Here is a 19,614-nt window from a genome sequence, read left to right as displayed (position 1 = left end):
GACTAATCGTTATAGACAAAAATGTATACTTTAATTTTCAAACGAAGCGAAAGCTGCCTTTATTCGATAAAAAGAACTAGACAGCACGGTATAGATGCGCTCGCGTGGCAGGTAAACGCACACGCGGCGGCGTCGAAATAATTGCATTTTGGAAATTATCATGTAATCATCTTCTATTCCTGCCGGAATATAGTTGATCTGGCCGATCATCTGGATGGCCGAGCGCTCATTTACTCTCTCCCTTACTCTGCCATGCGCCTTAAAGAAGCTTTGCTGTTGACGACCTGTACTCTCGTGCTGGCCGGATGCCATACCACGCGCTCCTCTCCCCGCTATGTATTTGCAGATACCACGCAGCCGTCGGCCAGTCTGGCGATTCAATCGATCCATACCGGGTCGCGGCAAAAAGCCACCGTCGACCGCAATGAAGTCGACTGTGCTCCCGACGGCAAGTGGAAGGCGCAACGCAGCTTCGAGCTGGCCAGTTTCCAGGGCGCGAAGTTCAGCGATCCGCCGGTCTTGGTGCGCCTGCCGGAAGGCATGTCGCATTTCTTTGTCAATTTCCCGGTCGGTTCATCGAACGAGTGTTCGATGTCCTTTGCCACCTACCTGGAAGCGGGGCATAGCTATACCTTGAAGGCGGATGGCCATCTGGGCGCCTTCTTTTCCCTTGACCCCGGCGGTTGCCGTGTTGCCGTGATCGATAACGACACCGGGCAAGCCAAGCATTTGATTAAGGGGCCGCACGCGCAATCGCAGTTCGGTTCCGTGTCCTGTCCGAATCCGGCGCTGTTCGCAGCCGCTGCCGAAGCTGCGGAGCACGCCGCAGACGCTGCGGAGGCGGCTGCGGCAGCGGCTGCGGCGGCCAAGTAAGGCGCCGCGGGCGCCGCCCAGGGCGGCAAGGGGAGGGGCGCAGGCATCGCCAGATACCTGGCATGCCAGTTTCTCCATTAAAAAAAGACGCCGCGGCGTCTTTTTTTGAGGGGGATGGAGGGGCGCTTATCCCGCCAGCTTGGCCTTCAGCAGTTCCGTCAGCTGGGCCGGATCAGCCTTGCCCTTGGACGCTTTCATGGACTGGCCGATCAGCGCGTTGATGGCCGCTTCCTTGCCGGCGCGATACTGTTCCACCGACTTGGCGTTCGCCGCCAGCACTGCGTCAACGATGGCTTCCAGGGCGCCCGAGTCGGAGATTTGGCGCAGATCCTTGGCGTCGATGATGGTGTCGACCAGATTCTCGTCGCTGGACTTCGCTTCCCACATGCCGACGAAGACTTCCTTTGCCGCCTTGTTCGAGATCGTGCCATCGGCGATGCGCTTGAGCATGGCGGCCAGCTGCGCGGCGGAGACGGGTGCGTCGTCCAGGTCCACGCCTTCGCGGTTCAGGGTCGACGAGACGTCGCCCATCAGCCAGTTGGCGGCGGCCTTGGCGTTTTCCTTGCCGGCCTTGTCGACGACGGCGACGAAATAGGTGGCCATGGCTTTCGATTGCGTGAGCACCAGCGCATCGTAGTCCGGCAGCGCGTATTCGCTGATGAAACGGGCGCGCATGGCGGCCGGCAGTTCCGGCATCGATGCCTTGACCGTGTCGATCCACGCTTGCGAGATGACCAGCGGCGGCAGGTCAGGGTCCGGGAAGTAGCGGTAATCCTGCGCGTCTTCCTTGCTGCGCATTTCGCGCGTTTCCTTGCGGTCCGGATCGTACAAACGCGTCGCCTGCACGACCTTGCCGCCGTCTTCGATCAGTTCGATCTGGCGGCGCACTTCGACGTGCACGGCTTCTTCGATGAAACGGAAGGAGTTCAGGTTCTTGATTTCGCAGCGGGTGCCGAATTCCTTCTGGCCGACAGGGCGCACGGAGACGTTGACGTCGCAGCGGAACGAACCTTCCTGCATGTTGCCGTCGCAAACGCCCAGCCACATGACCAGCGAGTGCAGGGCCTTGGCGTAGGCCACGGCTTCGGCTGCGCTGCGGATTTCCGGTTCCGAGACAATTTCCAGCAGCGGCGTGCCGGCGCGGTTCAAGTCGATGCCGCTCATGCCGGCATAGTCTTCGTGCAAGGACTTGCCGGCGTCTTCTTCCAGGTGGGCGCGCGTCAGGTTGACCGTCTTGGTGACGAATTCGCCATCCTTTTCGTAGCCGAAGGTCAGGGCGCCGCCGATGACGACGGGGTCTTCGAACTGGCTGATCTGGTAACCCTTGGGTGAATCAGGGTAAAAATAGTTTTTGCGCGCGAAGACCGAGTGCGGCGCGACGGTGGCGCCGACGGCCAGGCCGAAGCGGATCGCGCGGTCGACGGCTTGCTTGTTCATCACCGGCAGCACGCCTGGCAGCGCCAGGTCGACCGGGCTCGCTTGCGTGTTGGCGTCGGCGCCGTACTTGATCGGCGAACCGCTGAAAATTTTGGATTCGGTCGTGAGCTGCACGTGGTTCTCAAGACCGATGACGACTTCCCATTGCATAGTGTTCTCGCTTATTTTTTGGTGGCGCCGCCTGGGCGGCGCGTCTGTTCTTATTAAATACCGGCAGGGCTGCGCGTATGCCAGTCCGTCACTTGCTGGAACTGGTGGGCCACGTTCAGCAGCCTGGCTTCGCCAAAGTAATTGCCGATGATTTGCAGGCCGACGGGGCGCTTGCTGTTTTTCTCGCCTTCGCCAAAGCCGCAAGGGATCGACATGCCGGGCAGGCCGGCCAGGCTGGTCGACAGGGTGTAGATGTCGGCCAGGTAGTTCGCCACCGGGTCGTCCGTCTTGTCGCCCAGGTCCCAGGCGACGGTCGGCGCGACCGGTCCCATGATGACGTCGCAGACGGCGTTCGCGCCATTCAGGACGGCGTCGAAATCCTGCGCGATCAGGCGGCGGATCTTTTGCGCTTTCAAGTAGTAGGCGTCGTAGTAGCCGTGGCACAGCACATAGGTGCCGACCATGATGCGGCGCTGCACTTCCGGACCGAAACCCTGCGCGCGCGACTTCTTGTACATGTCCTGCAAGTCCTTGTACTCGGTGGCGCGGTGGCCGTAGCGCACGCCGTCGTAGCGCGACAGGTTCGACGACGCTTCGGCCGGGGCGATCATGTAGTAAGCAGGAATCGACAGGGCCGTGTTTGGCAGCGAGATGTCGACCAGGGTGGCGCCCAGCTTTTCATACTGCGCCAGCGCGCCGCGCACGGCCGCTTCCACGTCCTTGGCCAGGCCCTCGCCGAAGTATTCGCGCGGCACGCCGATGCGCAGGCCCGTGAGGGGTTGTCCCAGCTCGCGCGAAAAATCTTCCGCCACGCCGCCCTGTTCCGGCGACAGGCTGGTCGAGTCGCGCTCATCGAAGCCGGCCATGGCCGTGAGCAGCAGGGCGCAGTCTTCGGCCGAGCGGGCCATCGGGCCGCCCTGGTCCAGCGACGAGGCAAAGGCGATCATGCCGAAGCGCGAGACGCGGCCATACGTCGGCTTGATGCCGGTGATGCCGCAAAAAGCGGCAGGCTGGCGGATCGAGCCGCCCGTGTCGGTGCCGGTGGCCGCTGGCGTCAGGCCAGCCGCCACGGCGGCGGCCGAGCCGCCGGACGAGCCGCCTGGCACGGCGTTTTTGTCCCACGGATTTTGCACGGCGCCGAAGGCCGAGTTCTCATTGCCGGAACCCATGGCGAATTCATCGCAGTTAACTTTACCCAGGGTGACCATGCCGGCCGCCTGGAATTTCTCCACCACGGTGGCGTCAAACGGGCTGGCGTAGTCGGCCAGCATTTTCGAGCCGGCCGTCGTGCGCCAGCCTTTCGTGACGAACAAGTCCTTGTGCGCGATCGGCACGCCCGTCAATGGCGTGGCCGTGCCGGCGGCGATGCGCGCATCCGCTTCGGCAGCTTGCGCCAGGGTCAGGGCACGGTCGACGTGCAAGAAGGCGTTCGAGTTGTCCGCTGCGATGCGGTCGAGGAAATGCGTCGCCAGCGCAACGGCGGAAATTTCCTTGTTCTGCAAGAGCGTGGACAGCTGTTTGATGGATTTTGTATGCATGGCGTTTCTATTTTGATATTCGACGGGAAGGCAACAGCATGGAGCGGCGCAGTTACTCGATCACTTTTGGCACGAGATACAGGCCATCCTGTACCTTCGGCGCCACGGCCTGGTAGGCGTCGCGGCGGTTTTGTTCCGTGGCGATGTCTTCGCGCAGGCGCAGGGCGATATTGTCCATGTGCGCGGCCAGTGGGTGGCTCAGGGGCGCCACGCCATCGGTATTGACGGCTTGCATTTGTTCCGCGAGTGCAAAAATCTTGTTCAATTGGGCCAAAGACGTGACGGCCTGGTCGTCGGCCATTTCAAGTTGGGCCAGGTGGGCGATGCGTTTTACGTCGGAGAGTGTCAGGGACATGGCGAATGGCGCGGAGTGCCGCGCATTAGTATTAAGTTGGCGTTTTGATAAAACACGGGTATTTACTGCTATTTTGCTCACAAAAATCGAGGAATGCCGCGTAACTCGCGGCTGCAAGAGTCGCACTTTTCCATGGTTTTTGAGCAAATCGCATTCAAATTATAAGGTAGAATGGCGGGTTAATGCGTTGTCGGCGCTGATGGACCGCTGCCGCAGCATAGAAAAGATTGCGCAAGCGCCAAGCGAAACCCGAAAAAATCGCCTCCACGGATTTTCAGGGTGCCTGAAAGCGCCCGCTTTGAAACTCCCCATAAACAGCTTTTGCGCAGCTCGATGCGCTACAGGACACTCATGTTTGGTTTTTTACGCAGGTATATCTCCACCGATCTGGCCATTGACTTGGGCACGGCCAACACCCTTATTTATGTACGCGGCCTCGGTATCGTCCTGGACGAGCCATCCGTTGTCGCCATCCGCCAGGAAGGCGGTCCGAATGGCAAGAAGACCATTCAGGCAGTCGGCAAGGAAGCCAAGCAGATGCTGGGCAAAGTGCCGGGCAATATCGAAGCGATCCGTCCGATGAAAGATGGCGTGATCGCCGACTTCACCGTGACCGAACAGATGCTCAAGCAATTCATCCGCATGGTGCACGACTCGAAATTCTTCCGTCCATCGCCGCGCATCATCATTTGCGTGCCGTGCGGTTCGACCCAGGTCGAGCGCCGCGCGATCCGCGAATCGGCCCTGGGCGCCGGCGCCTCGCAGGTGTACCTGATCGAAGAACCGATGGCAGCGGCTATCGGCGCGGGCTTGCCTGTGTCGGAAGCGACCGGCTCGATGGTGGTTGACATCGGCGGCGGCACCACCGAAGTGGGCATCATTTCGCTGGGCGGCATGGTCTACAAGGGTTCCGTACGCGTCGGCGGCGACAAATTCGATGAAGCCATCGTCAACTACATCCGCCGCAACTACGGCATGCTGATCGGCGAACAGACGGCTGAAGCCATCAAGAAGGCCATCGGTTCGGCTTTCCCTGGTTCGGAAGTGAAGGAAATGGAAGTCAAGGGCCGCAACCTGTCCGAAGGCATCCCGCGTTCGTTCACCATCTCCAGCAACGAGATCCTCGAAGCGCTGACCGACCCGTTGAACAACATCGTCTCGGCCGTGAAGAACGCGCTGGAACAGACGCCGCCGGAACTGGGTGCCGACATCGCCGAAAAAGGCATGATGCTGACGGGCGGCGGCGCACTGCTGCGCGACCTGGACCGCCTGCTGATGGAGGAAACCGGCCTGCCGGTGCTGGTGGCCGAGGATCCGCTCACCTGCGTGGTGCGCGGTTCCGGGATGGCACTGGAACGTATGGACAAGCTCGGCTCGATCTTCTCCTACGAATAATCTGACAGAAGGGCCGGAAACCAATCCGGCCTTTTTTTGGTTTTGGCGCCGGCGTTTGACCGGGGCCTGCACGTTGGCGCACTGCGCCTGGCCTGATCATTGGAAGTCATGGAATACAGTCCTCCGCCACTTTTCAAACAAGGCGCCTCCGCCCGCGTCAAGATGATGGTGTTCGCCGGCATTTCTATCGCCCTGCTGCTGGTCGATTCGCGCATGCACGCGCTGACGGCCGTGCGCCAGGCAGTCGGCACCGTGCTGTATCCGGTGCAGATGGCGGCGCTGGTGCCGCGCGACGTGGCGCTTGGCGTCGGCAATTACTTTTCTTCGCTGTCCGCCCTGGAAAAACAGGTGCGCGACCTGAAGCATGAGCAAATCGCCTCGGCGCAGATCCTGCAGCAGGCGCAGCTCAACATCGTTGAAAACAACCACTTGCGCAAATTGATGGAAGCGCGCGAGCGCGTGCCCGTCAAGACCATGATGGCTGAAGTGCTGTACGACACGCGCGATTCGGCCACGCGCAAGATCGTGCTCGATCGCGGTATCCAGCATGGCGTGGAACTGGGCCGCCCCGTGATCGACAACCTCGGTGTGGTGGGGCAGGTCACGCGCGTGTTCCCGTTCACCTCCGAAGTGACGCTCTTGACGGATGAAGAGCAGGCCATTCCCGTGCAGTTGCTGCGCAATGGCGTGCGCAGCGTGGCCATCGGGCGCGGCAAGTCCGGCACCATGGAGCTGCGCTTCACGGCCCCCAGCGCCGACATCCAGATCGGCGACATCGTCATTACCTCGGGCCTCGACGGCCTGTATCCTGCCGGCCTGGCCGTGGCGCGCGTGACCCTGGTCGAGCGCAATGCACATGGCCCGTTCGGCCGCGTCGTGTGCCAGCCGCTGGCCGGCATCGAACGCAACACCCAGCTGCTTATCCTGATGACGTCGCCGGAAATCCCGCCGCGCCCGCCCGCTGAAGATATCAAGACGGGCCGCAAGATCGCCGGCAAGATGGCGCCGATCAAGGATCCGGCCAAGGAGGCCGCCGCTGCGGTGCCTGCCGCCAAGCCGCCTGCCGCCAACGCGGCTGCGCCCGCGCCCGCAAAACCTGCGACGCCAGCGCCCGCACCCGCCGCCGTGCCACCGAAGGAAGCGACACGATGAACCGCCCGCATTACATCCTGCTGCCGGTCAGCCCCCTGTTCATCGGGTTTTCCCTGCTGTGCGCTTTTTTGCTGAATCTGCTGCCGTGGGGGCAGTTCGTCGGCGTGCCTGATTTCGTCGCGCTGGTGCTGGTCTTCTGGGGCATCCACCAGCCGCGCAAGGTCGGCATCGGCGTGGCGTTCTTCATGGGCCTCATGATGGACGTGCACGACTCGACCCTGCTGGGCGAGAATGCGCTGGCCTACACCTTGCTGTCGTACTTCGCCATCATGATGCACCGCCGCGTGCTGTGGTTCCCCATCCTGACGCAGGCGCTGCACGTGCTGCCGCTGCTGCTGCTGACGCAGGCGCTGCAATTGCTGACGCGGCTGATCGTTTCGGGCCGCTTCCCCGGCTGGCTCAATTTCATCGAGAGCTTCGTCGCCGTGGCCCTGTGGCCTTTTGTGACGTGGATTCTGCTGGCGCCGCAGCGCCGCGCCGTGGACCGCGACCATAACCGGCCGATCTGACGAGCGCCTGCCATGACTGAACTCAAGAACACCGAGCGCGAACTGCATTTCTTCCGCATGCGCCTGACCATCCTGGGCGCGCTTGTCTTCGTCTGCTTTTCGCTGCTGCTGGCGCGCTTCATCTGGCTGCAGGTGATCAAGCACGAGGACTATGCGACCAAGGCCGAGGACAATCGCATCGCCGTGGTACCGATCGTGCCCACGCGCGGCCTGATCCTCGACCGCAACGGCGTGGTTCTGGCGCGCAATTACTCGGCCTATACGCTGGAAATCACGCCGTCGAAACTGAGCGCCAGCCTCGATTCCGTGATCGACGAGCTGTCGACCCTGGTGCAGATCGACATCAAGGACCGCCGCCGCTTCAAGAAGCTGCTGGAAGAGTCGAAGAACTTCGTCAGCGTGCCGCTGCGCACGCGATTGACGGACGAGGAAGTGGCGCGCTTCACGGCGCAGCGTTTCCGCTTCCCCGGCGTCGAGGTACAGGCGCGCTTGTTCCGCCAGTATCCGATGGGCGAGGTGGCTTCGCACGTGGTGGGCTTCATCGGCCGCATCAACCGCAACGAAGCCAAGGCGCTGGAAGAGGGCGAGGACGCAGCCAACTACAATGGCACCGACCATATCGGCAAGGAAGGCCTGGAAAAAAGCTACGAGAAGCAGCTGCATGGCACCACCGGCTACGAAGAAGTGGAAGTGTCGGCCGGCGGGCGCGCCATGCGCACCCTGTCGCGCACGGCGGCCACCCCCGGCAATAACCTGATCCTGTCGATCGACATCGAACTGCAAAAAGTGGTCGAGGAAGCGTTCGGCGAATGGCGCGGCGCGGCCGTGGCCATCGACCCGGCTACGGGCGACATTCTCGCCTACGTCTCCAAGCCTGGCTACGATCCCAACCTGTTCGTCGACGGCATCGACCAGCAAAGCTGGAATGAACTCAATACCTCGCTGGACCGGCCGATGGTCAACCGGCCCCTGTCCGGCACCTACGCGCCCGGCTCGACCTTCAAGCCCTTCATGGCGCTGGCCGCACTCGAATTGGGCAAGCGCACGCCGAGCCAGTCGATTTCCGATCCCGGTTTCTTCATCCTCGGCGGCCATACCTTCCGCGACGACAAGGTGGGCGGCCACGGCACGGTGGACATGCACAAGTCCATCGTCGTCTCGTGCAACACCTATTACTATCAGCTGGGCCGCGACATGGGCATCGACGCCATCCACGACTTCATGAAGCCGTTCGGCTTCGGCCAGCTGACGGGCATCGACCTGAATAACGAAAAGACGGGCGTGCTGCCGTCGACGGAATGGAAGCGCAACCGCTTCAAGACGCCGCAGCAGAAAAAATGGGTGGGCGGCGACACGATTTCGGTGAGTAACGGTTCCGGCTACAACTCGTATACGCCGCTGCAGATCGCCCACGCGACGGCCAATCTGGCCAACAACGGCGTGGTGATGAAGCCGCATCTGGTGAAAATCATCGAAGACGCGGCCACGCGCGCGCGCACCCTGACGGTACCCAAGGAAAGCTACCGCATTCCGCTCAAGCAGGAAAACATCGACACCATCAAGCGCGCCATGGTCGGCGTGACCAGCGAGCAGGGCGGCACGGCCGCGCGCATCTTCACCGGCGTGCAGTACACGGTGGGCGGCAAGACGGGGACGGCGCAGGTGGTGGGCATCAAGAAAAACGAGAAGTACAATGCCAAGCTGCTGGCCGAGCGCCTGCGCGACAACGCCTTGTTTACGGCCTTCGCGCCGGCCGACAAGCCGCGTATCGCGATTGCCATCGTGGTGGAAAACGCGGGCTTCGGCGCCGGCGTGGCCGCCCCGATCGCGCGCAAGGCGCTCGACTACTACCTGCTGGGCAAGCGTCCGAGCGACAAGGAAAAAGACACCACCAAGGTGCCGAAGGAAGATGTCGACGAAGTGCGCACCCTGGAAGAAATCACTGACGAGCAGGCCGCCCCGGCGACTCCTGCCAGGCAATAAGGAAGCACATGCCCATTAACGAGAGGCGCTCGCTGTGGCGGCGCGCCAAACCCTATCTGGCGGTGTTCGATCCGCCGCTGATGATCATCATCCTGATGCTGCTCAGCACCAGCCTGCTGACCCTGTATTCGGCCAGCATCGGCATCCCCGGCAAGATCGAGGATCACCTGCGCAACATCCTGCTGTGCTTTTTCGTCATGTGGGTGGCGGCCAACGTCACGCCGCAGATGATGATGCGCATCGCCGTACCGGCATACACGGTATCGGTGATCTTGCTGGTGGCCGTGGCGCTGTTCGGCACCATCAAGCTCGGTGCGCGGCGCTGGCTGCATATCGGCGTGATCGACATCCAGCCGTCCGAATTCCTGAAGATCGCCACACCGCTGATGCTGGCCTGGTTCTTCCAGCACAATGCGGGCGCCCTGCGCTGGAAATCGTTCCTGATGGCGGCGATACTGTTGCTGGTGCCCGTCTACCTGATCGCGCGCCAACCCGACTTGGGCACGGCGCTGCTGGTGGTGGCGGCCGGCTTTACCGTCATCTTCCTGGCCGGCCTGTCCTGGAAGGTGCTGGCCGGTTTGCTGATCACTTTTGTTTCCTGCCTGCCGATTGCCTGGTCGCACCTGCATGATTACCAGCGCGACCGCGTGATGATGCTGATCGACCCGACCAAGGACCCGCTGGGCAAGGGCTTCCATATCATCCAGTCCATCATCGCCATCGGTTCCGGCGGCATGACGGGCAAGGGCTGGACGCACGGCACGCAAGCCCACCTGGAGTTTGTTCCGGAACGCACGACCGATTTTATTTTTGCCGTGTATTCCGAGGAATTCGGCCTGGTTGGTAACTTGATCCTGATGCTGATGTATTTGCTGCTGGTGGGACGGGGGCTGATGATCGCCGCCAACGCCCCCAGTTTTTTCACTCGCCTGCTGGCAGGAGCGATCACCATGATTTTCTTTACTTACGCCTTCGTTAATATGGGTATGGTCAGCGGCATCGTGCCGGTGGTCGGCGTACCCCTTCCATTCCTCAGTTATGGCGGCACCGCGCTGCTGACCCTGGGCGTGGCCACCGGTATCCTGATGAGCATTCAGCGCCACCGCAAGCTGGTGCAGACCTGATGCGCGCGCCTTTCGATACCTTCGCCATGCGCGGATTGAGCCTGGCCGCTTTGCTGACCCTGGCCGCCTGTGGCACGACGCCGCAAAAGCCCGCATCGAATAACGTGCCGCTGCCATCCGGCGGCAAAGTCAAGGTGCCCGTGCGCCAGGATCCCACCCTGCCGGTATTGCCGGCGGCCGGCTCCGGGCGCGGCGGCTACTACAAGGATGATGGCCCGGGCGACAATCCGCCCGCCAACCTGCGCGACGTGCCCGACGCGGAAGTGCGCAACGAGCCGTATTCGACGCGCTCGAACCGCCCCTATGTCGTCTTCGGCAAGACGTACACGCCGATCACCGACAACGAACCTTTCAAGCAGAAGGGCACGGGCACCTGGTATGGCAAGAAATTCCATGGCCAGCGCACTTCGTCGGGCGAAATTTACGATATGTACAAGATGACGGCGGCCCATCCAACCTTGCCGATTCCGTCGTATGCGCGCGTGACGAGCATCGACAGCGGCGAGCAGGTGATCGTGCGCATCAATGACCGCGGCCCGTTCCACGCCACGCGCGTCATCGACGTGTCCTACACGGCGGCGCTGAAACTGGGCTTCCTTGGCAAGGGCAGCCACCAGGTGGTCGTCGAACGGCTGCTGCCAGCCGATATCGACGCCATCCTGGCGGCCCGTGCGGCGCCGAAGCCTGTACCTTCCGTGGTGGCCATCTCCATCGACACGCCCGTGGAAACGGGCGCCGTGGTGCAGCCGGAAGTGTCGTCGCAGATGCTGCCCGTCGATGCGACGGTGGCTATGCCGGCACCGGCGGCGCTGGCCAGCGGCTTCTATTTGCAGTTGGGCGCCTACTCGCGCGCCGACAATGCGGAATCGGGACGTTCGCGCCTGGCGCCGTATGCGGCGGGCCTCGGTACCCTGGGCGTGGTGCAGGCCGGTAACCTGTTCCGCCTGTACGGCGGACCGTTCTCCAGCCGCGCCGAAGCGGCACGGGCGGCGGCGAATTTACCGGAATCGACGGGCATCAAGCCCATCGTCATCGAGAGATAAGCGTAGGTCGGATTAGGCGCAAAGCGCCGTAATCCGACACGATTGCCACGTGTCATTTACAGGAGCGCAATTCCTGCTCCGGGAATTGCGTTTTGATTTTCTCCAGCCGCGCGCGCGTGGCGGCGTCGAGGTCGCGGAACTGGTAAGCGAACTGCTTGCTGGCGCTGTAGCGCGGTGCGACGCGGGCGCTGTGCACGCCCTGTTTGTTGAGTGACGCCAGCTGGCTTTGCGCGCTCGTTTCCGACTTGAATACGCCCAGCGAAATGCCCCAGCGCAGCGGGCTGCTTTCATTCATGATGAAGTAATTCGTCACGCCCAGCTGCTTCAATTCGCCGGCCTTGCGGTCGGCGCCTTCCTTGCTGCCCTGCGGCGGGATGTACACCATGTAGCTGGAAATGTCCTGGCCTGCCACGTTGCGGCGCGACTGGCGGTCGCCCAGGTCCAGTGCCGCCACTTGCGCCTCGAAGCGGCGCCCGTCCGCCAGCAGGAAATTGCCCACTTCCGTACAGGCATACGATGGCGCCGGCGCCGGGGCCGCCGCAGGCTTCACAGCCTCTTCGGCGACTGGCGGCGCGGCGGATGCGGTGGCCTGCTCCTGCGTCAGCAAGCCGAGTTTATTCGCTTGCAGCTGGTTTTTCAGGCGCGCCGGCTCGCGCGTCTCCGTGCGAAAACTGCCCAGATAACCCTGGCCGATGGCCAGCACCAGCAGGTTGACGCCGGCCAGCAGCCAGAAGACGAATTTCAGCATACGTGGTTTCCTTGTGTTCCTGCGGCCCCGGCGCGCGCAGCCGCCTGCAGGCCGAGCATGACGATATTATCAACCAGGTGCAGCGGCACCGCCAGCGCCAGGGCCGGCGCGATGCGTGCTGCGGCGCCGCCCGACAACAGACAGGCGCTGGCGCCGTGCATGCGCACGGCCCGTTCGATGGCGCCCGCCTGGGCCGACAGGCAGCCGGAGAGGATGGCGTCGTCCGTGTTGTCGGCAAAGCCGGCCGGCAGCGCGGCGTCGCTGGCGATTTGCGGCAGTTGCGCCGTATTGCGCGCCAGCGAGCTGGCCATCAATCCCAGTCCCGGCAAGATCATCCCGCCAAGGAAAACGCCATCGGCCGTGATGGCGTCGATGGTGGTGGCCGTGCCGCAATTGGCGACGATGACGGCCTGGCCAGGCGCCAGCGCGTGCGCGCCGATGGCGGCGGCAAAGCGGTCGCAGCCCAGCTGCGATGGCGTGCGGTAGCCGTTCGTCAGGCCCGCCAGCTGCGGCAGCGAGGCAAAGTCGCGGGCAGCGACCGGCAGCATGGCGCGCAGGCGCGTGCCGATGATGGCGCCTGCCACGTTCGACAGCAGCACCTCATGAATGGCGAGTGTCGCCCATTGCGCGGCCAGCGTGTCGATCTGCGCATGCGCGACGGCGCCGCTGGCCAGCCAGTCGCCGGCGGCACTGTCGGCGGCCACGAGTGCCCATTTGATGCGCGTATTGCCGGCGTCGATCAGCAGCAGCATGTGCTTACTCCCCCAGCAGGCGCAGGGACACGTCGCCGGACATGACTTCCTGCAGCCCGCCATCGGTGCGCAGCAGCAGGCGGCCCAGTTGGTCCACGCCGGCCGCCACGCCTTGCTGCAGCAGCTGGCCGTTGTCGAGAATTTTCACGTGCTGGCCTTGCCACGCATGCAGCGCGTTCCAGCGCTCCGTGAAAGGCGCGAAGCCCGTGTCGTCGAATTCGGCCAGCACGCCGGCCAGGCGGCTGAGCAGGGCCGCCACCAGCGTATTGCGCTCCATCTGCGCCAGCCAGGGCACGGCCGAGACGCTGCGCCCGATCTGCCGTTCCAGTGCATCGGGCATCAGCAGATTGATGCCGCAGCCGATCACGGCCCACACAGCGCCATCGGCCGCCTGCTGCGTCTCGACGAGGATGCCGGCCAGTTTATGGCCATCCTTGAGCAGATCGTTCGGCCACTTCAGTTGCACCGGCACGCCCAGCGCCGTCATGGTCTCGGCCAGCGCCACGCCGACGGCCAGCGGCAATCCCACCAGCTGATGCAGCGGTCCCTTGAAGCGCCAGGCCAGCGAGAACATCAGGCTGGCGTCCGCCTGCGACACCCACGGCCGCCCGGCGCGCCCACGTCCGGCCGTCTGCTGGCCGGCGATGCGCAGGGTGGGACCGGCCAGGGTGGCGCAGCGCGCCAGCAGGTCGGCGTTGGTCGATCCCGTTTCGTCGACCACTTCAATGGCCACGTGGGAGGCGCCCGTGGCGCAATGGGCGGCGATGGCCGCGCTGTTCAGGTCTGAGTGCTTCGTCATGGTGATAGGGTCAGTTGCGCGCCTTGTGCGGCGCATTCGCGAAGGCCCGGTCGTACACCGCATTGGGCAGCGCGCGCAGCAGCTTGGCGACGACGCCCATCTGCCACGGGATCACGCGGTAGCTGTCGCCGTCGGCGATGGCGCGTGCGGCGCGGGCGGCGAATTTTTCGGCCGGCATCAAAAAGGGCATGCGGTAGGCGTTGTGGCGCGTCATCGGCGTGTCGATGTAGCCGGGCGTGATGGTGACGACCTTGACGCCAGCCGGTTTCAGTTCCAGGCGCAGCGATTCGCAGTAGCTGATGACGGCCGCTTTCGAGGCGCTGTAGGCTTCGGCGCCGGGCAGGCCGCGGATGCCGGCCACGCTGCCGATGCCCACCAGGCGTCCGCTGCCCTGGCTTTTCATGCTGGCGATGAAGGGCGCGAAGGTGGCGACGGTGGCCGTGACGTTGATGGCGATCAGGCGCGCGAAGGCGTCCAGGTCTTCCGCATGTTCGCTCAGGGTGCCGTAGGACACGCCGGCGCTGGCGATGACGACGTCGATGCCGCCGGCATGGGCGATGAAGTCGGCGGCCGCGCTTTTCAGGGCGGCGTGGTCGCACACATCGACGGCGTAGGCGCGGTGGCGTTCAGGGTGGGGCAGGGAGGCGATCAGTTGCTGCAGGGTGTCGCCGCGGCGGGCCAGCAAGCCCAGATGGGCGCCCTGGCGCGCGTACTGCAGCGCCAGGGCGGCGCCCAAGCCGCTCGACGCGCCCGTGATGAATACGCTGTAAAGCACGCGTTGCATCAGGCGATGCCCGGGCGCGCCAGGGAAGTGGCCATGCTTATTTCTTTTCCGCTTTGGCTTTCGCGACCAGCACGTCCATCACGCTGAGCGCCTGGGCGTTCAGCTGCTCTTCGTTCTTGGCCGATTTGCTGCCTTGATCGGCCTGCGACGGCGACGTGATGTAGCGGCCATCGATGGCGATCATGGGCCAGAACGTCACGTTATAACCCTGCATCATGGCGTCCGCGCGGCGCACGCGGGCCGAGACACCCATGGAACGGTAGGTGTCGATGAATTTCTGGCGCTCCACGCCCTGTTTGGCGACGAAATCGAAAACGGCGTCGTCGGTGTTCAGGCGGTTGCGTTCCACGTGCATGGCGTGGAAGACGCTGGTGTGCAGCTTGTCGACCAGGCCCATGGCTTGCAGGGTGAAGAACAGCCGCTGCTGCGGCGCCACGCTGTCATCGCGCGACACGTGCACGCGCTTGAAGACGATGTTGTCGCCCTGTTTCTTGACCCAGGCGGCCAGCTGCGGTTCGAGCACGTTGCAATGCGGGCAGTAATAGGCGAAGAATTCCGTCACTTCGATTTTCTTGCCCGCTTCCGTCGCCTGCGGCGTGGGCAGGGTTTCGTACTCGACGCCGTTTTTCGGCTCGGCCGGCGAGGCCGATGCGCCCATGGCGGCCGTGCACAGTGCGGCGGCGATCAGGATGTTCTTCAGAAAACGCATGCTGGTTCCTTATTTTTGGTTGCGGACGACGGCGACGTCGATGCCGTTTTCAGACAGTTTCGTGCGCGCGCGGTTCATCGCTTCGAGCTGGTTGAACGGTCCGACGCGCACGCGGTGCAGCACGCCGGCGTCGGTGCTGCGGTCGCTGATGGCCGCTTCGAAGCCGAGCAGCGCCAGTTTGCCGCGCGTGCTTTCGGCGTCCGACATGTCATGGAAGGCGCCGGCCTGCAAATAATAAATCCATTTGTCGCTGGCTGCATCGGCCTTGGCTTCTTTCACGTCGGCCTTGGCTTGCGGCGCTGCTGGTGCTGCCGCCGGCGTTTTCGGCGCCGGCTTGTCCTTCAATGTGCCGATCAATTCCTGCAGCGCGTCCGGCGGCGGCGCCTTCGGCTGCTGCGCTGGCGCCGGTGCCGGGGCAGCCGGCTGCGTCGGCGTGACGATCTCGCGCGGCTCTTTGGAGAAGTCGCGCGCCGCTTCCTTGGCCGCCTCCTTGTTGCCGTACATCGGCTTGTTCGGATCGGCGATCTGGCCGGCCGTCGGTTCGGTCGATTTGCCGGCCTTGCCCGACTTGTCGGTAAACGGCGAGGCGCCCTTGGTGATCACCAGGGCGACCACCACGGCGATGCCCAGGCCGATGACCAGGCCGATGATGATGCCGACCAGGGTATTGCCCTGCTGGCGCCGGGTCGAAGAGAAACGGGAAGCGTGATTCATTGACGGTTTGACCTTCGCGATTACATTTTGTTTGGCGCGGACACGCCGATCAGTGCCAGGCCGTTGCGCAGTACCTGGCGCGCGGCGATGACGAGGGCCAGGCGGGCCATCTTGACGGCTTCGTCCTCGACCAGCACTTTTTCGGCGAAGTAGAAGCTGTGCAGGTTGGCGGCCAGGTCGCGCAGGTAGAACGCCACCTGATGCGGTCCCAGTTCGGCTTGCGCGCGCGCCAGCATTTCCGGGTAGGCGGCCAGGGTCGCCAGCAGGGTCGCTTCGGTCGGCGCCGTCAACGGGGAAAGGTCGACGTTGGCGACCGTGCTGGCATCGCCGCCCCAGTTTTCCAGGATGCGGCAGATGCGCGCATGCGCGTACTGCACGTAATAGACGGGGTTTTCATCGGTAGTTTTCAGCGCCACGTCGACGTCGAAGACGAATTCCGTGTCGGCCTTGCGCGAGATCAGGAAGAAGCGCACGGCGTCGCGGCCCTTGGCGATGTCGCCGCCGCCCGACCATTCGATCAGGTCGCGCACGGTCACGTAGGAGCCGGCGCGCTTCGAAATCTTGACTTCTTCGCCGTCCTTCATGACGGTGACCATCTTGTGCAGCACGTAGTCGGGGTAGCCTTGCGGGATGCCCATGTCGACGGCCTGCAGACCGGCGCGTACGCGCGCGATGGTGCCGTGGTGGTCGCTGCCCTGAATATTGATGGCTTGCACGAAGCCGCGCTGCCATTTCACCAAGTGATACGCCACGTCCGGCACGAAATACGTGTAGGTGCCGTCCGTCTTGCGCATCACGCGGTCCTTGTCGTCGCCGAAGTCGGTGGTGCGCAGCCACAGCGCGCCATCCTGCTCGTAGGTGTGGCCCGCCTTGATCAGGGTTTCCACGGCGCTATTGACCTTGCCGTCCGCATACAGCGACGATTCCAGGTAGTAATTGTCGAACTTCACGCCAAACGCCTGCAAGTCGATGTCCTGCTCGTTGCGCAGGTAAGTCACGGCAAACGGGCGGATCGAATCGATGTCTTCCACGTTGCCGTTGGCCGACGCCGGCTGGCCATCGCTGGCCGAGACGGTCTTGCCGGCCTTGAAGTCGTTGGCGATGTCGGCGATATAGTCGCCGTTGTAGGCGGACTCGGGCCATTCGGCGTCGCCCGGCTTGAAGCCGCGCGCGCGCGCCTGCACGGAATTGGCCAGGGTCTGGATCTGCACGCCCGCGTCGTTATAGTAGAACTCGCGCGTCACTTGGTAGCCTTGCGCGTCGAACAGCGAGGACAGGGCGTCGCCCAGGGCCGCCTGGCGGCCGTGGCCCACGTGCAGCGGACCGGTCGGGTTGGCCGAGACGAATTCCAGGATGACCTGCTTGCCGGCGCCTGCCGTGCTGCGGCCATAGCCGTCGGCTTCGCTCAGGATGGTTTTCACCACAGCCTGCTTGGCGGCGTTTGACACGCGCACGTTGATGAAGCCGGGACCGGCAATTTCCACTGCCTCGATCAGGCCCTTGCCCGCCGGATTGGCCAGCACGGCGCTGACGATGGTTTGCGCCAGTTCGCGGGGATTCTGTTTCAGCTGCTTGGCCAGTTGCATGGCGATATTGCAGGCGACGTCGCCATGCGATGCATCGCGTGGTCGCTCGAGCACCACGGCAGGCGCTAGCGAAGTGCCGGCCAGGACGGGAGCGAGGGCGGCCTGGAACAGGGCGATGATTTCTTGTTTCTGTTGGGCGAGCATGAGCAGGATGGCGGCGGAACCGCGTTAAGAATGAATAGAATGAATCGAAAAGCAAAACGGACGGCCAGTACCCAAGCCGCCCAGACTGCGTTAATTATACTGGTTTGCTGCCGGGAACAATACGCTGGCAGGCAGTGTGCCCGTGCCGGCGCGTTTCACGATATTATCAGGACAGCATGCCCATGTTGGTGCACGAAAACATCAGCATGGGGCATTCTGCTTGTATATATGCAGTTTTTTGCCGCAATTTACAGGTATCGCTGCAATCGCTTGGGCCAGAGGGCGCCACAAACGCTACAATCGACCCTTTATTGATGACGCGCGGCCGCGACTTTGCCACCATGCAGCCCGCCGCGCGCAGCCACACCGGATAACTATGAACAAGCGCCCCACGCTGAAATTGAAAACCAAGCCGGCGCCAGGCCAGGCGCCTGCCGCACCAAAACTGCGTCCCAGCTACCATCCCGACCTGAAACCGGTCTTGCAGCCAGGCTTCCAACCCGATTTGCGTGCCGACTCGCTGGCGTTTTGCCTGCTGGGCGCGGCCAATGCCGTGGCGCAAGTGCGCACGGGCACGGCCCTGCCGCAGGCGCTGGCCAAGGTGTTTATGCAATCGAACGCCAGCCCGCAGGCGCGCGGCGCGATCCAGGATATTTCCTACCGCACCATGCGCCAGCTGGGCCGCAGCGAAACCCTGGTCGGCCTGATGACGTCGAAGGCGCCCGAGCCGCCGATGCTGGCCGCGCTGCTGTGCTGTGCGCTGTCCCTGATGTCGGCCGAGCCGGGCGAGCAGCCGTACGAAGAATTCACGGTGGTCGACCAGGCCGTCACGGTCGCCACCTCGCACCCTGACCTGGCGCACGCCAAGGGCATGGTGAATGCCGTGCTGCGACGTTTCTTGCGCGAGCGCAAATCCTTGCTGGAAGCGGCCCTGCAGCAGCCTTTGGCGCAATGGAATTATCCGCAGTGGTGGATCGACTCGCTGCGCCTGGCTTATCCGCGCGACTGGCAAGCCATTTTGACGGCCGGCAATGCCGTGCCGCCCTTGACCCTGCGCGTGAACCGCCGCAAGAGTACGGTCGAAGCGTATCTGGCCGTGCTGGCGGAGGCGGGCATTGCCGCGCGCCAGGTGGGACCGTTCGCCGTGCGCCTGGACAAGCCGATCGGCGTGGCCCTGATCCCCGGCTTCGAGCAGGGCGTCGTTTCCGTACAAGATGCTGGCGCGCAACTGGCTGCGCCGCTGCTGGACTTGCACGATGGCATGCGCGTGCTGGACGCCTGCGCGGCACCCGGCGGCAAGACGTGCCACATCCTGGAACTGGCCGACGTGCACGTGACGGCCATCGACGCGGACGCCAAGCGCCTGCCGCGCATCGCGGAAAACCTCGAGCGCCTGGGCCTGGACGCCACCCTGAAGGCGCAGGATGCGCAATCGAGCGCGTGGTGGGACGGCCAGCAGTACGACCGCATCCTGGCCGACGTGCCGTGCACGGCCTCGGGCATCGTGCGCCGCCATCCGGACATTCGCTGGTTGCGCCGCAAGGGCGATGCGTTCCAACTTGCAACACTTTCATCCAAAATTCTGGACAACCTGTGGCAGATGCTGCGCCCCGATGGTAAATTGCTGTTCGTGACATGTTCATTGTGGCCGCAAGAATCCGAGGCACAGGCGGCGGCATTTGCGGTACGCAATAATGCAACCCGATTGACAGCGCCTGGCCAGCTGTTGCCGACTGGCAGCGCGGAGCAGGACCACGACGGTTTGTTCTATGCGCTTTTCCAAAAAAATGCGGCTTGAGCGATTCGTCGAACCTTATCC

The 19,614-nt window shown here is 63.5% G+C and carries 18 protein-coding genes; 8 read left to right on the top strand and 10 right to left on the bottom strand.

Going from position 1 to position 19,614, the window contains the following annotated elements; all coding sequences use genetic code 11:
- Nucleotides 1-276 precede the first annotated feature (276 nt).
- Nucleotides 277-873 (top strand): hypothetical protein, encoded by a 597-nt coding sequence (locus tag ACPJXG_RS24910; RefSeq protein WP_425252626.1) that lies wholly within the window; start codon nt 277-279, stop codon nt 871-873.
- Nucleotides 874-999: 126 nt separating this feature from the next.
- On the opposite strand, the gene gatB is transcribed toward ACPJXG_RS24910, so the two are convergent.
- The 3 genes from gatB to gatC are packed head-to-tail and all read right to left on the bottom strand — an operon-like array spanning nt 1,000 to nt 4,353.
- Nucleotides 1,000-2,475 (bottom strand): Asp-tRNA(Asn)/Glu-tRNA(Gln) amidotransferase subunit GatB, encoded by a 1,476-nt coding sequence (gene gatB, locus ACPJXG_RS24905; RefSeq protein ID WP_402721188.1) that lies wholly within the window; start codon nt 2,473-2,475, stop codon nt 1,000-1,002.
- A 38-nt stretch (nt 2,476-2,513) separates the two neighbouring features.
- Nucleotides 2,514-3,998 carry an Asp-tRNA(Asn)/Glu-tRNA(Gln) amidotransferase subunit GatA gene (gene gatA, locus ACPJXG_RS24900; protein WP_425252625.1) on the bottom strand — a complete coding sequence of 495 codons (1,485 nt, stop codon included), beginning with the start codon at nt 3,996-3,998 and terminating at the stop codon, nt 2,514-2,516.
- 52 nt (nt 3,999-4,050) lie between these two features.
- Nucleotides 4,051-4,353, bottom strand: a complete 303-nt coding sequence (gatC, locus tag ACPJXG_RS24895) for an Asp-tRNA(Asn)/Glu-tRNA(Gln) amidotransferase subunit GatC (RefSeq protein WP_034784699.1) — start codon at nt 4,351-4,353, stop codon at nt 4,051-4,053.
- Between the two features lie 351 nt (nt 4,354-4,704).
- Between gatC and ACPJXG_RS24890 the strand changes: the two genes are divergently transcribed.
- From ACPJXG_RS24890 to ACPJXG_RS24865, 6 genes are all read left to right on the top strand, one after another.
- The gene (locus ACPJXG_RS24890; RefSeq protein WP_010393186.1) at nt 4,705-5,748 is read left to right on the top strand and encodes a rod shape-determining protein; all 1,044 of its coding nucleotides are present in this window, start codon (nt 4,705-4,707) and stop codon (nt 5,746-5,748) included.
- A gap of 108 nt (nt 5,749-5,856) precedes the next feature.
- The gene (gene mreC / locus ACPJXG_RS24885; protein ID WP_425252624.1) at nt 5,857-6,900 is read left to right on the top strand and encodes a rod shape-determining protein MreC; all 1,044 of its coding nucleotides are present in this window, start codon (nt 5,857-5,859) and stop codon (nt 6,898-6,900) included.
- On the top strand, nt 6,897-7,409 hold the full coding sequence (gene mreD, locus ACPJXG_RS24880) for a rod shape-determining protein MreD (RefSeq protein WP_035824494.1): 513 nt from the start codon (nt 6,897-6,899) through the stop codon (nt 7,407-7,409). The genes mreC and mreD overlap by 4 nt, the downstream gene beginning before the upstream one ends.
- A gap of 12 nt (nt 7,410-7,421) precedes the next feature.
- Nucleotides 7,422-9,392 (top strand): penicillin-binding protein 2, encoded by a 1,971-nt coding sequence (mrdA, locus tag ACPJXG_RS24875; protein WP_035824496.1) that lies wholly within the window; start codon nt 7,422-7,424, stop codon nt 9,390-9,392.
- An 8-nt stretch (nt 9,393-9,400) separates the two neighbouring features.
- The gene (gene rodA / locus ACPJXG_RS24870) at nt 9,401-10,516 is read left to right on the top strand and encodes a rod shape-determining protein RodA (RefSeq protein WP_035824498.1); all 1,116 of its coding nucleotides are present in this window, start codon (nt 9,401-9,403) and stop codon (nt 10,514-10,516) included.
- A complete protein-coding gene (locus tag ACPJXG_RS24865) occupies nt 10,516-11,559 on the top strand; it encodes a septal ring lytic transglycosylase RlpA family protein (RefSeq protein ID WP_425252623.1) in 1,044 nt (347 codons plus the stop codon). The genes rodA and ACPJXG_RS24865 overlap by 1 nt, the downstream gene beginning before the upstream one ends.
- A gap of 52 nt (nt 11,560-11,611) precedes the next feature.
- Here the strand turns inward: ACPJXG_RS24865 and ACPJXG_RS24860 are convergent, their stop codons facing one another.
- Genes ACPJXG_RS24860 through argS form a run of 7 tightly spaced genes read right to left on the bottom strand, consistent with a single transcriptional unit; the run spans nt 11,612 to nt 17,795 of the window.
- A complete protein-coding gene (locus tag ACPJXG_RS24860) occupies nt 11,612-12,307 on the bottom strand; it encodes an SPOR domain-containing protein (protein WP_425252622.1) in 696 nt (231 codons plus the stop codon).
- Nucleotides 12,301-13,059, bottom strand: a complete 759-nt coding sequence (locus tag ACPJXG_RS24855; RefSeq protein WP_425252621.1) for a type III pantothenate kinase — start codon at nt 13,057-13,059, stop codon at nt 12,301-12,303. Before ACPJXG_RS24855 ends, ACPJXG_RS24860 begins: the two co-directional genes overlap by 7 nt.
- Before the next feature lie 4 nt (nt 13,060-13,063).
- A complete protein-coding gene (locus ACPJXG_RS24850; protein WP_425252620.1) occupies nt 13,064-13,858 on the bottom strand; it encodes a biotin--[acetyl-CoA-carboxylase] ligase in 795 nt (264 codons plus the stop codon).
- A 10-nt stretch (nt 13,859-13,868) separates the two neighbouring features.
- The gene (locus ACPJXG_RS24845) at nt 13,869-14,642 is read right to left on the bottom strand and encodes an SDR family oxidoreductase (protein WP_425252619.1); all 774 of its coding nucleotides are present in this window, start codon (nt 14,640-14,642) and stop codon (nt 13,869-13,871) included.
- 37 nt (nt 14,643-14,679) lie between these two features.
- Nucleotides 14,680-15,351, bottom strand: coding sequence for a thiol:disulfide interchange protein DsbA/DsbL (locus ACPJXG_RS24840; protein ID WP_425252618.1), 672 nt, complete (start codon nt 15,349-15,351; stop codon nt 14,680-14,682).
- Nucleotides 15,352-15,360: 9 nt separating this feature from the next.
- Entirely contained in the window at nt 15,361-16,065 is a 705-nt protein-coding gene (locus tag ACPJXG_RS24835) for an SPOR domain-containing protein (protein ID WP_176389129.1), read from the bottom strand.
- Nucleotides 16,066-16,085: 20 nt separating this feature from the next.
- Entirely contained in the window at nt 16,086-17,795 is a 1,710-nt protein-coding gene (gene argS, locus ACPJXG_RS24830; protein WP_425252617.1) for an arginine--tRNA ligase, read from the bottom strand.
- 376 nt (nt 17,796-18,171) lie between these two features.
- Between argS and rsmB the strand changes: the two genes are divergently transcribed.
- Complete coding sequence (gene rsmB / locus ACPJXG_RS24825; RefSeq protein ID WP_425252616.1) at nt 18,172-19,593, top strand: 16S rRNA (cytosine(967)-C(5))-methyltransferase RsmB; 1,422 nt, start codon at nt 18,172-18,174, stop codon at nt 19,591-19,593.
- Nucleotides 19,594-19,614: the final 21 nt, after the last annotated feature.

The sequence above is a fragment of the Janthinobacterium sp. NFX145 genome (genome assembly GCF_049810325.1).
Classification (GTDB): Bacteria; Pseudomonadota; Gammaproteobacteria; order Burkholderiales; family Burkholderiaceae_D; genus Janthinobacterium; species Janthinobacterium rivuli.
This window is presented reverse-complemented; position numbering and strand designations above follow the sequence as displayed.